Raw genomic sequence first — 12,380 nt, forward strand, 5'->3', positions numbered from 1 at the left:
GCGGGTTACACTGGCGTTTTCCGTGACGAGGATGGATGCATGACCGATACTGCGATGGACCTGACCTTCGACCGCCCCGAGCTCGACGCGCGCCTGCAATGGCACTGCGCGCCGGCCAACTGGCAGATCGACGCTGCCGCGCGGTGCCTGCGCATCGAACCCGATGCCAGCACCGACTTCTGGCAGCGCACGCACTACGGCTTCCAGGTCGATAACGGCCACTTTCTTTACCTGCAGGCGCACGGCGACTTCGTGCTCACCACCAAGGTCACTTCGAAGCCGGTGCACCAGTACGACCAGGCCGGGCTGATGGTGCGGCTGTCCGATGGCTGCTGGCTCAAGACATCGGTGGAGTTCGAACCGGACGGCGACAACCGCCTGGGCGCCGTGGTCACCAACAGCCATTACTCGGACTGGTCCACCCAGCCGCTGCCCAAGCATATCGACACCGTGTGGTTCCGCATCCGTGCCGAGGCCGAGGACTGCATCGTCGAGTCGTCATTCGATGGCGAAGCCTGGACCCAGATCCGCATCGCCCACCTGTGCGAACGCGGCGGCGCCGCCAGCGTGGCCTGCGGCCTGTACGCCTGCAGCCCGAAGGCGGCCGGCTACCAGGCCGAGTTTGCATCGCTGTCGTTCGTTCCCGGCCGTCTTTAACCTTACAGAAAGCGTGTATGCCATTTACTTCCTATCTCGGCGCCAGCCCGGTGCTCGGTGAAAACATCTATGTCCACGAATCGGCGCAAGTGATCGGCGACGTGCAGATCGGCCGCGACAGCTCGGTCTGGTGCAACACCGTGCTGCGCGGCGACGTCAACCGTATCGTCATCGGCGAATGCAGCAATGTGCAGGACTTCGCCATGGGCCACGTATCGCACAAGAGCGCCTCGAAACCGGATGGTTCGCCACTGACGATCGGCGACTACGTCACCATCGGCCACTCGGTGATCCTGCACGGCTGCACCATCGGCAACGAATGCCTGATCGGCATGGGCTCGATCATCATGGACGACGTGGTGGTGCAGGACCATGTGATGGTCGGCGCCGGCAGCCTGGTTTCCCCCGGCAAGGTGCTGGAGAGTGGTCACCTGTACATCGGCCGCCCGGCAGTCAAGGCGCGTGCGCTCTCCGCAGAGGAAATCGCCTACCTGAAATATTCGGCCGAGCATTATGTGCGGGTGAAGAACAACTACCTGGCGGGCTAGCGGACCAGCTACCAGCAGCGCCACGGGGGACGTGTGCAAAAAATAATGACCAACAGGCATCAAGCAATGCTTGTAAATGAGAATCATTATTGTTAAACTGGGTTTTTGCCAGCAATCGTCAAGCGTCCGAGAGCCAGCCGTTCACATACTCTCTCTGGATATTTTATGGCTGCTACTCCTGCCCGGCACCGTGCCGGCCCGCTTCAATCCCCGCGTCCACGCTCGATGGGCGTCGCCGTGCAATCTGCCTTGTTGACCTTGCTGGGTATGGCGCTGCTGCCGGCGCAGGCGCAGGAGGCGCAGGTCGCTGCTGCCTCTGCCGCTGCTGCCGCCCCGGCGCTGGGCGAAATCCTGGTGCAGGCCAAGCGTGACGACCTGGCCTCCACCCGCAAGGGCACCACCACCGTCATCGGCGCCGAACAGATCGAGCGCAACAACGCGGTGGACATGGCCAATATCGCCCGCTACTCGCCGCTGATCAGCGTGCCGGTCGCCGCCAGCGGCAATGGCAGTGTCTGGGACGGCGCCGGCAATACCGGTTTCAATATCCGTGGCGTGGAAGGCAACCGCGTGAGCATGGAGCTCGACGGGATTGCCCTGCCGGACGCTGCACCCAAGCCGGACGGCAACACCATGAACGCCTTCGGTATCGGCCGCGATTACTTCGATCCCGAAACGTTTCACTACGTGAGCATCGGTTCGGGCGCCAGCCCGGCCGGCAGCGGCACGCCGGGCCTCGGTGGCTCGGTGTCGTTCGTGACCAAGTCGCCGGAACAGTACCTGGACGGTCATCACGAAAACCCGCGCAAGGTGTACGGCGAATACAAGTTCGGCTACTCGGGCGAACAGAACGCGCGCATGCATGCATTTACCGCCGCCACCGAGATCAGTCCCAGCGTCCAGGCGCTGGTCGTGGGCGTGCACCGCCAGGGCGATGAGATCGAGAGCAAGAGCAGCGTGCCGGTCAACCCGGACGACTGGGAAAGCAACGCCATCCTGGCCAAGCTGAACTGGCAAGTGGCGCCCGGCCACAAGCTCGGCTTTACCATCGACAGCTACAAGGCCGACCACCACCGGGTCTACAACAACAAGACCGGTGCCCTGTATCCGCAAGGCGCGGTCCAGGACTCGACCACCAGGCGTAACCGCTACAGCATCGAGCACAACTGGACCGATGCCGGCCTGGCGCTGTTCGACACGCTCAAGACCCATTTGTACAAGCAGGATGCCTCGGTGGTGGACCAGACCAACGCCGCCTACGTGAGCGGCGGCCAGCCCTACCTGCGCTTGATCGAGACCGGCTACTACAACGACAGCCGTGGCCTGGCGATCGATGCCAGCAAGCGGCTGGGGTCGGCGTCCTCGCTGTTCTACGGCGCCAGCTACGAAGCCCTGGCGTCGCGCCGGCCGTGGTACGAGGACCGCACCGTGGTGCGCACCGGCGCACACCAGTTCACCCGCAAGAATCGCATGGCCGACATGGACACCGACAAGGCGGCCGCTTACGTGCGCGGTGAATTCGGCTTCGCGCTCGGCGGCTACCAGGCCACGCTCACGCCGGGCCTGCGCGGCGAACACCGCAAGCTCACGCCGAAAAATCTGCAGAACTATGCAATTGCAATTCCCAACGCGGCCGGCGAAGTAAAGGAAGAAAGCGATTCGTATTTCACGCCGAGCCTGAACCTGTCGGTGGAGCTCACACCGACGTTGACCACCTACGCCCAGTATTCGCGCGGCACCCGCTTGCCCAGTTCCGCCGAGCGCACCGGCACCTACGATTCGTTCAGCTACACCGGCGCCGGCGTCGGTTACGCGGTGCTGGGCAACCCGGACTTGCAAAGGGAAACCAGCAACGCCTTCGAGCTGGGCCTCAAGGGCGCGCCGACGCCGGGCGTGGAGTTCAATGCGTCGGTGTTTTACACGCGGTACAACAACTTCATCGAGTACGCGACCCAGCCGGCCGATCCGGTCAACTTCCCGACCATCACGTTCGGCTTGTTCCGTCCGGAGAACATCGGCAAGGCCCGCACCTGGGGCGGCGAAATCTCCAGCCGCTTCCAGCTGGGCCAGTGGTCGCCAGCGATGAAAGGCTATAGCGTGAACCTGGCTGCCGGCCTGTCGCGTGGCAATGCGGAAAACCAGTTGACCGGGCAGAAGGGCAGCCTGGTGTCGGTGCAGCCGTACAAGGCCAACGCCACCTTTGCCTGGGACGATCCGGCCAAACGCGGCGGCGCGGCGTTGACCGTCAGCGGCGTGCGCAGCCAGCGCGCCGGCAACGACGTCATCGGTGGCGTGACCACCGAACGTTTCCTCACGCCTGGCTACGGCGTGATGGATTTTACCGCTTACTGGAACATCAGCAAGCACATCGGTCTGAGCGCTGGCGCTTACAACCTCGGCGACAAGAAGTACTGGGACTTCGCCTCGTCGCGCGGCATGCCGGGCGGCACCACGGTGGCCACGCGTGACGATATCGAACGCATGGCGCGTCCCGGACGCAATTACGCTTTCAACCTCAACGTCATTTACTAATCTTTTTTACGGAGCCACCCATGAAACACCACCATCGATATGCACTGGCGCTGGCCGGCGCCTTGCTGCTGACCTCGGTAACCGGCAGCGCCGCCACCCTGGTCGAACGGTGGGACAAGCTGCGCGCCGAGCAGCCACGCCTGCCTGCCAGAGACGCGGCCAAACAGCTGGGCGTGTCCGAAGCCGACCTGCTGGCAACCGGCCTGGGCAAGACCGTCACCCGCCTGCAGGATGACGGTACAGCACCGCGCGAGATCATGCGCCGCGCGCTGGACCTGGGCAAGGTCATGGCCTTGACGCGCAACGACAATGGCGTGATCGAACGCACCGGTGTTGCCACCCGTCTGAAAGCGGACGAGGACGTGCAGACGCTGGACGAAGACAAGGAAAAGGAGCGCGAAGTGCGCATGCGTAACATCGCCGGCGGCTACCTGGGCGGCGAGATCGACCTGCGCTTCTGGTTCGACAAGTGGAAGTACGCGTTTGCCGTGGCCCAGCCGGGCAAGGATGGCGTGGTCGCGCGCAGCCTGCAATTTTTTGATGCCAGCGGCAACGCCGTGCACAAGCTGTACGTGCGCAGCGACGCCGGCGCCCCGGTGTTCGACAAGCTGGTGGCCGACTTTCGCAATACCAACCAGGTGCCGGACCTGAAAGTGGCCGCAGCGCCGGTCAAGGCCAGGGAAAAGCCGGACAGCGAAATCGACGTCAAGGAATTCCAGCTGGCGTGGAACGAGATCAACGACGTGCACCAGTTCAACCGCTTGCTGACCGAATTTGGCGTCTCGCGCGAGCAGGCGATGCGACTGGCGCCACCGGGCGCCGCCCAACGCATCACGCCGCAAGCGGTGCGCACCTTGCTCGAAGGCGTGGCGAAAAACCAGATCAAGTTCATGACCTTCCTGGGCAACGGCGCCACCATCCAGATCTATAGCGGCACGGTAAGCAAGGTGGCGGAAGCGGGCGGCTACTTCAACGTACTCGATCCCGAATTCAACCTGCACCTGCGCGACAGCGCCTTTGCCAGCGGCTGGGTGGTCAAGCGGGCCGGGGTGACATCGATAGAGTTTTTTGATCAGAACAGCGAGCAGGTAGTGAGCTTCTTTGCCGTACGCGAACGCAACAAACCGGCGCCACAACCGTGGATAGACCTGGCCGCCGCCCTGCCACGCGCCGACACTGCACGCCAAGCCAGCCGCTAAGCTTCGGGGTCAGTGCCGACATTCGGACATCAAGGAACTTTTTCGTTGAAGCGTAATTCAACAAATAAGTTCAAAAATGTCCGAATGTCGGCACTGACCCCGAAGTGGGAAGGGTCAGCCGGCGATGGCCGCGCGGCCGAGGGCGGGGTCGTCGGTGAAGAAGCCGTCGATGCCGGTGGCGATGTAGCGTTTCATCTCGGCGATGGAGCCGGCTTCGTGGCGGGCCGTGTCGGCGCCGCTGCGGAAGTCGGCGGCCAGGAAGCGGTTCTCGGGGCGGAAGGTCCACGGTTCGATGCGCAGTCCCGCCCGGTGGGCATCGTCCACCATCGACGATGGCGCTGCCAGGCTGCCGTCTTTTTTGAGCGGGATGATGGCGCGGGTGGGGGGCGCCACCACGTCGGCGTACTGGGCGATGTCGCGCAGGCCGGCCGGGGTACACATTTGCGCGAAGGTCAGCTTGCCGCCGGCTGCTGCCACGTCCATCGGCCGCACGTCTTCGCTAATGACCAGCTGCATCAGGCGCAGGTTGGCGCGGCTGCCGAGCTTGCTGCGCAGGTACTTCAGGTTGGCCACTTCGAAAGACTGGATCTGCAGCGGGTTGCGGCGCGTGTAGTCGTGGGCGGCGATGATGGACAGGAAGCGCTCTTCGAGCGGCAATCCCACGCTGGCGAAATACGTCGAGTGCTTCAGTTCCGGCACGATGCCGATGATGCGCCCGTGGGCGGCCGCTTCAGCGGCGACGAAGTCGATGATTTCCTCGAACGTGGCCACCTGGAACATGCCGTTGTACTCGGCGCTGCCGGGACGAAATTGCGGAATGCGCTCGACCGCGCGCAGCGTCTTCAATTCGGCCAGCGTGAAGTCGTCGACGAACCAGCCGTCATGCGCTTCGCCGTCGATGGTCTTGCGGGTTTTGCGGCTGGCAAATTCCTTGCGGCTGGCCACGTCGGTGGTCTCGCTCAGGTAGGCTTCGTGGCGCGCCACCAGCACGCCGTCCTTGGTGGCGCACAGGTCCGGCTCGATGTAGTCGGCGCCATCGACGATGGCCTTGGCGTACGACGCCAGCGTATGTTCGGGGCGCAGCGCACTGGCGCCGCGGTGGCCGAACACCAGAGGCCGCTTGCCACCGGCGATGCCGTCCGCACCCAGCGGTGCAATGCCGGGCATGCCGGACTGGTCAACACCGGCGCCCGCGGCGCCAGCAGCAGCGGGCGCCGATGCCGCCAGCACCGAGGCAGGCAGCAGCAGCGAAGCGCCGGCAGCGGCTGCCACCTGGATAAAATCGCGCCGTGACAAGCTGCCCGGCAGCGGCGATGCGGAGATCAATTTGGTCATCAGGAGTCTGTCCGGATAAAACCGCGCCGGGACAAAGTGCCCGGCGGCGGTGATGCGAAAATTGTTTTGGACATCAGGAGCCTGTCCGGAGTAAGCCGCGCCGGCACAACTGCCCGGCAGCGGCATGGTAAAAATCAGAAGTCTGCCATCAACGTCAGGAAGCCCTGGCGCGGTGCGATCGGAAAGGTATTGTACGTGCCGCTGGCCGCGCCGACTACAACGTTGAGGTCGCCCTTTTTGTCAGCCAGGTTGCTGACGTTCAGACGGTAGCGCGCATTCTTGATCCAGCTGCTGTTCAGGAAGGGCAGCTTGCCCGACACGCCCAGGCTCATCAGGAAGTAGCTCTTCACCGCCAGGTCGTTGGTGTAGGTGGCGTAGCGCTTGCCCACGTAGTCGCCGATCAGCTGGAACTCGGTGTCGGCCACGGTGGCGGTCGCAACGAACTTGTTCATCCATTCCGGGCTGCCGGGGATGCTCTTGCCGGCGGTCGGTACCACGGCGGCACCGTTGCTGTAGTTGTCCTGGTACTCGGAGCGGTTGTACGACAGCGCGTTGTAGAACGAGAAGCCGCGGCCGAAGTGCAGCGTGCCCGACAGGTCGACACCGTCGGTCTTGACGCTGCCGACGTTGGCCAGCACCGGGTTGCCGCCGATGATGGACGTGATCACCGGCGTCGGGCTGATGGTCAGCAGGCGGTCCTTGAAGTTGACGTGGTACAGGTTGACCTGGCCGTCGAAGCCCGTGATCGCGCCCCAGTTCAGCTGGCGGTTGGTGCGCAGGCCCGCTTCATAGGTGACCGAGGTTTCCGGCTTGGCCGTGTCGCGGAACAGGTCGAACGCGGGCTGGCTGGCCAGGCTCCACGGCGACGCGCCACCGCCACCGTAGGTGACGAACTGGCGCATATTTTTCTGCACGTTGAAGAACATCTGGTCGTGCGCGGTGATGTCCCAGCGCGCGCCCAGTTGCGGCAGGAACCATTTCTTGGTCTCGATCTTGCCCACTGGCAGGGCGGTGGAACCGTTGGCGATGGCGCCCAGTTTCGGCTGCACCGGGAACTGGCCGTCGGCAAACTGCAGGCTCGACTTGAAGCCGGCCTGCAGCGCGATATCGTCGCGCACGCGCCATTCGTCTTGCAGGTGCAGTTGCACGACCTTGTTGTCGATCTCGCTGCCGTACTGGGTGATCAACGGATTGCTCGGACGGTCGTATGGCGAGCTCGGGTTGTTCACGTCGAACGCATACCAGCGGCGGTAGGCTTCCGAGCGGTTGCGCTCGAACCAGAGGCCCGCTTGCAGCTTGTGGTTGCCGATCTCGCTGCGCACGGTGGACAGCCAGCCGGCGCGGTTGATCTTGTACTCGGTGGTGCGGGTGGCGTAACCGGAGCCGCCGAACACCTGTTTCAAGTCCTGGCCCGGGAAGTACACCGAGAACAGGCCCGGCAAGCCGGCCACGCCGATCGGGCCGGCCACCACGCCCACGCCATCGTCATTGTGGTAGTACACCTGGTTGGACCAGGTGGTGTTGTCGCTCACGTTCATGTCGAACTTGGCGTAGGTCAGGTAGTCGGTGCGCTGGGCGTCGCCGTAGTAGTTGCGGTAGTTGTTGCCGTCGGCCGTCGGCGTGGCGCCGGTGGGCGACAGGTAGTTCAGCGCCTGCTGGAAGTTCGGGTACATGAACGGGCGCGTGTAAGGCTGGTATTTCTCGGTAGCCGAGCGCACGGTGCTGTCCTCGTTCGGCTCGATCTTGTCCGAGTAGTTGAGGAACAGGGTCAGCTTGCCCAGGCTGCCCTGGTTGACGTACTTGGCGTTGAACTGGTCGCCGCCCTGGCGCGCGTCGAAGTCCCACGCTCTCTGTTCGTGGTGCACCGCCGAAATATACGCGCTGCTGCCGTCGCCGAAGGCGCCGGTGTCGTAACGCACGAAGGTGCGCGACGTGGTGTGGCTGCCCACGGTTTGCTGGACGGCCAGGTTGCGCGCCTGGGTGGGGTCGCTCGAGAAGGTCTCGATGGTGCCGCCCAGGTTGCTGGTGGACGCGGTGGCCAGGTCGCCGGCGCCCGACGACAGGATCACGCTGCCGACGTTTTCGCTGATCACGGCGCGCTGTGGCGACAGGCCGTTGTAGTTGCCGTATTGCTGGTCGCCGAGCGGCACGCCGTCCATGGTGTAGCCAAGCTGCGGGCCGGAAAAACCGTGGATGAACAGCGACAGGTTCTGTTCGTTGTTACCCCACGGATCGGCGGTCTGGAAGCTGACGCCGGGCAGGGTTTGCAGCGCCTTCAGCGGGTTGATGCCTGGCAGGATTTTCTGCATATCACTCTTGGTCATCTCGACCGAGGAGCGGGTTTTGCGGCTCGCTACTTCCACCGTGGCGATCGGCGCGCCGGCGGCGCCTACGGTGACAGCGTCGGCTTCAGCAGCAGCGTTAGCAGCAGCTGCAGCAGCTGCAGCAGGCGCATCGGCCATCTCGGCGACGGCGGCGGCAACGTTGGCGGCCATGGCCAGCATCGGGAGACTCAACGCAATAAAACACACCGAGCGCACTGCGGATAATTTCTTGTTCATGTTTACCTTGTAGCCAGTTTAAGTGAATCGCAACGTGGCGCATCATAGGTTTCAAGTGTGACCGCGTGATGACCGCTCGGTGACGGCTCAGTGACCGCCCAGTGACCGCTAAGATGGCGGGACTGGTACACTGTGCTCAACGGAAATAACCAGGAATCACACCATGCGTATCCCCGCCGTTCTTGCCGTCCTGGCGCTGGCGTTGTCACTCGGAGGCTGCTACACCGCCAACCAGGGCAAGCTGGGCAACTTCGTCACGTCCACCATCGCGCCGGGCATGACCCTCGACGAGGCGCTGGTGCGCATGCGCGCCGAGCAGTTCGACTGCCAGAGCAGCAGCGCCGGCACGCTCACCGCGTGCACCCGCACCCAGTACAGCCTCACGCGCGGCGAGTGCCTGGAGCGGGTGGACCTGGTGCGCAGCCCGTCGTCGGTACGCATCGTCGGCGGCATCGACATCCTTGCCATCAAATGTTCGAGAAAATGAGTCGTCCGAAATACCTCCCCGATAGCTTCACGCTGGCCATGCTCGTCACGGTCGCCGCCGCCAGCCTGTTTCCCTGTACCGGCCAGGCCGCCGTGGTGTTCGACAACGTCACCCACGCGGCCGTGTGCCTGCTGTTCTTCCTGCACGGCGCCAAGCTCTCGCGCGAGGCGGTGGTGGCCGGCATCACGCACTGGCGCCTGCACCTGCTGGTGCTGCTGTGCACGTTCGCGCTGTTCCCGCTGCTGGGCCTGGGCTTGCGGCCGCTGCTCGAACCGCTGGTCACGCCCGACCTGTACCTGGGGATTTTGTTCCTGTGCATGCTGCCGTCCACGGTGCAGTCGTCGATCGCCTTCACGGCGGCTGCGCGCGGCAATGTGCCGGCTGCCATTTGCAGCGCTTCAGCTTCCAACCTGCTGGGGATATTCATGACGCCGCTGCTGGTCGGCCTGTTGACCAGTGCCCAGATGCAGGGCGGTTCGTCGCTCGAATCGTTCGTCCAGATCGCCACCCAGCTGCTGCTGCCGTTCATTGCCGGCCAGGTGGCGCGGCGCTGGATCGGCGCCTGGGTCGAGCGCAACAAGGCCATCACCCGGCTGGTGGACCAGGGTTCGATTTTGCTGGTGGTGTACACGGCGTTCAGCGAAGCGGTGGGGCAGGGCTTGTGGCACCAGGTCTCCGGCCTGTCGCTGGCCGGGTTGCTGCTGATCGACGTGATCCTGCTGGGGCTGGTGATGTTCACGGCCGCCAAACTGAGCCGCAAGCTGGGCTTCAGCCGCGAGGACCGGATTGCAATCGTGTTCTGCGGGTCGAAAAAGAGCCTGGCCAGCGGGGTGCCGATGGCCAAGGTGCTGTTCGCGGGAGGAACGCTGGGGGCGGTGGTGTTGCCGCTGATGCTGTTCCATCAGCTGCAGTTGATGGTGTGCGCGGTGCTGGCGCAGCGGTATGCCAGCTCGTCGGCCAACCCCGTAGAGCCAACCGGGGTCGGACCCCATGCGGGGTCCGACCCCAAGCCTTAGGGTTTATTGCTTGAGGTCGGCCGGTGGCAGCAAGGCTTCCACCGGCGCGTCGGTGGCGAACAGCTGGGCCACGTCCACCTTGTCGTAGTCGTAGTGCTGGCCGCAGAAGTCGCAGTTCACGCCCACGTGGCCTTGCTCTTCCACCACGCTGTCGATTTCGGCCTGGCCCAGCATCTTGAGCATATTGCCCACTTTTTCGCGGGTGCAGTTGCAGTGGAAGGTTGGCGTGAGTGGTTCGAACACGCGGATCGTTTCTTCCCAGAACAGGCGCTGCATCAGCACGTCCACCGTGGTCTCGAGCATTTCCTGTTCCTTCAGCGTGCCACCGAGCATGACGGCGCGGTTCCAGGTCTCCAGCGCTTCGTCGGCCGACAGCGGTTCCACGCCGGCCTTGCCGCCGTGGTCAGGCAGCTTTTGCAGCAGCAGCCCGCGCGAGGTGGTGTCGTCGGTGGCCAGCCACAGCTTGGTATCGAGCTGTTCGGAGCGCAACATATAGTTTTCGATGACAGTCGCCACGTCCTCGCCGTCCAGTGGCACGATGCCCTGGTACGGCTGCTGGCCCGGCACCTTGTCGGCCGGGTCGAGGGTGATGATGAAGCGGCCGTTGCCGGTAGCGTTGAGCAGCGAGGCCAGCGAGGCGTCGGCGGCGATCACGGCGTCGGGCGCCAGCTTGGCGGTGGCGCGCAGGCGCAGGTCGGAGTCGCACTCGACCACCAGCAGGCGCACCGGGCCGTCACCATGGATCTGCATGATGATCGAACCGTTGAACTTGAGATTGGCCGACAGCAGCGCCGCCGCACTGACCATCTGGCCCAGCAGCTTTTTCACTGGCGCCGGGTAGTCGTGGCGCGCCAGCACCTCGCGCCACGTGGCCGAGATGTCGATGAACTGGCCGCGCACGGCAGCGTTGTCGAAAATGAATTTCTGCAGGGTGTCCTGGGACAGGGTAGTGCTCATATGGGGTTCCAATCTGTTTTGGCGGTGTATAGGCATGGCCACGATAACCCGCTATTTTACGCCTGCACGGGGCCTGCACGTGCGGCGAACGGTCGTGCTATTATTTTGTTTGTTCAACTGTCTGCGGCCAGCAATCACCTGATGTTGCGCCGTGTTCGCTAATTTCAAGGCATACATCATGATCCTCACGCCGTCGCGCTCCGAAATGCTTACCATCCGCGGCCTGCGCTGCCATGTGCGCCACTGGGGCAGGGGCGGGGCGCCGAAGATCTTCATGATGCATGGCTGGATGGACGTAGGCGCGTCGTTCCAGTTCGTGGTCGATGCCTTGCAGGGCGACTGGCACGTGATCGCCCCTGACTGGCGCGGCTTTGGCCTGTCGGCGCGCAGTGGCGCCGATACCTACTGGTTCCCCGACTACCTGGCCGACCTCGACGCCATTCTGCGCCATTATGCGCCGGGCCAGGCCGTCAACCTGCTGGGCCACAGCATGGGCGGCAATGTCGTCGGCCTGTACGCCGGTGCGCGGCCCGAGCGCATCCGCAAGCTGATCAACCTCGAGGGCGCGGGCCTGCGCGCGCCGCGCCCGGAGCAAACCCCGGGCCGCTACGCCCAGTGGCTCGACGGCCTGCTGGAAAAACCGGAGTTGCGCAGCTATGCTACCCAGTCAGCCGTGGCAGCACGCTTGCAAAAGACCAACCCGCGCCTCTCGGACGAGCGCGCCGCCTTCCTGGCGCAGCACTGGTCGGCGCAAAACGACGTGGGCCAGTGGGAAATTCTTGGCGACCCCGTTCACAAGCAGGCCGGTCCCTTGCCGTACCACGTGGAAGATATCCTGGCGTGCTGGGACGCGATCACCGCGCCGGTGCTGTGGGTGGAGGCCGACCAGACCAATATGTGGGACTGGCTGGGCGCGCAGCCGAAGGGGCGGGTGGAGCTCGACCGCCGCCTGGGCCACTTGCGCAATCTGCGCCGCGAGACCATCGTCGGCGCCGGCCACATGTTGCACCATGACCAGCCGGTGGCGCTGGCGCGCCTGATCGAGGATTTCCTCCAAGATTAAATCGCAGGCAGCGTACAATGGAGGC

The 12,380-nt window shown here is 64.2% G+C and carries 10 protein-coding genes; 7 read left to right on the plus strand and 3 right to left on the minus strand.

The genetic code is table 11. The annotated features are described in order from the left end of the window. Window positions 1-39: 39 nt before the first annotated feature. From J2X54_RS23915 to J2X54_RS23930, 4 genes are all read left to right on the plus strand, one after another. Window positions 40-657 (plus strand): DUF1349 domain-containing protein, encoded by a 618-nt coding sequence (locus tag J2X54_RS23915; RefSeq protein WP_310184313.1) that lies wholly within the window; start codon window positions 40-42, stop codon window positions 655-657. 17 nt (window positions 658-674) lie between these two features. After that, window positions 675-1,205: a gamma carbonic anhydrase family protein gene (locus J2X54_RS23920; RefSeq protein WP_310184314.1), complete on the plus strand. Its 531-nt coding sequence runs from the start codon at window positions 675-677 to the stop codon at window positions 1,203-1,205. A gap of 165 nt (window positions 1,206-1,370) precedes the next feature. Then, on the plus strand, window positions 1,371-3,737 hold the full coding sequence (locus J2X54_RS23925; protein ID WP_310184315.1) for a TonB-dependent receptor domain-containing protein: 2,367 nt from the start codon (window positions 1,371-1,373) through the stop codon (window positions 3,735-3,737). Window positions 3,738-3,757: 20 nt separating this feature from the next. Then, window positions 3,758-4,936: a ChuX/HutX family heme-like substrate-binding protein gene (locus tag J2X54_RS23930; RefSeq protein WP_310184316.1), complete on the plus strand. Its 1,179-nt coding sequence runs from the start codon at window positions 3,758-3,760 to the stop codon at window positions 4,934-4,936. A 114-nt stretch (window positions 4,937-5,050) separates the two neighbouring features. Here J2X54_RS23930 and J2X54_RS23935 read toward each other — a convergent pair whose 3' ends face one another. Both J2X54_RS23935 and J2X54_RS23940 read right to left on the minus strand, forming a co-directional pair. Further along, window positions 5,051-6,271, minus strand: a complete 1,221-nt coding sequence (locus tag J2X54_RS23935) for a glycerophosphodiester phosphodiesterase (RefSeq protein ID WP_310184317.1) — start codon at window positions 6,269-6,271, stop codon at window positions 5,051-5,053. Between the two features lie 134 nt (window positions 6,272-6,405). Continuing rightward, window positions 6,406-8,832 (minus strand): TonB-dependent receptor plug domain-containing protein, encoded by a 2,427-nt coding sequence (locus J2X54_RS23940; protein ID WP_310184318.1) that lies wholly within the window; start codon window positions 8,830-8,832, stop codon window positions 6,406-6,408. A gap of 163 nt (window positions 8,833-8,995) precedes the next feature. Here J2X54_RS23940 and J2X54_RS23945 point away from each other — a divergent pair, with 163 nt between their 5' ends. Then, window positions 8,996-9,319, plus strand: coding sequence for a hypothetical protein (locus J2X54_RS23945; RefSeq protein WP_310184319.1), 324 nt, complete (start codon window positions 8,996-8,998; stop codon window positions 9,317-9,319). Beyond that, window positions 9,316-10,335, plus strand: coding sequence for a bile acid:sodium symporter family protein (locus tag J2X54_RS23950; protein WP_310184320.1), 1,020 nt, complete (start codon window positions 9,316-9,318; stop codon window positions 10,333-10,335). The genes J2X54_RS23945 and J2X54_RS23950 overlap by 4 nt, the downstream gene beginning before the upstream one ends. Window positions 10,336-10,338: 3 nt before the next feature. On the opposite strand, the gene hslO is transcribed toward J2X54_RS23950, so the two are convergent. Continuing rightward, complete coding sequence (gene hslO, locus J2X54_RS23955; protein WP_310184321.1) at window positions 10,339-11,292, minus strand: Hsp33 family molecular chaperone HslO; 954 nt, start codon at window positions 11,290-11,292, stop codon at window positions 10,339-10,341. Between the two features lie 178 nt (window positions 11,293-11,470). Here hslO and J2X54_RS23960 point away from each other — a divergent pair, with 178 nt between their 5' ends. Beyond that, entirely contained in the window at window positions 11,471-12,355 is an 885-nt protein-coding gene (locus tag J2X54_RS23960) for an alpha/beta hydrolase (protein ID WP_310184386.1), read from the plus strand. The last annotated feature ends 25 nt before the right edge of the window (window positions 12,356-12,380 follow it).

Source organism: Duganella sp. 3397 (assembly GCF_031456625.1).
Classification (GTDB): Bacteria; Pseudomonadota; Gammaproteobacteria; order Burkholderiales; family Burkholderiaceae_D; genus Rugamonas; species Rugamonas phyllosphaerae.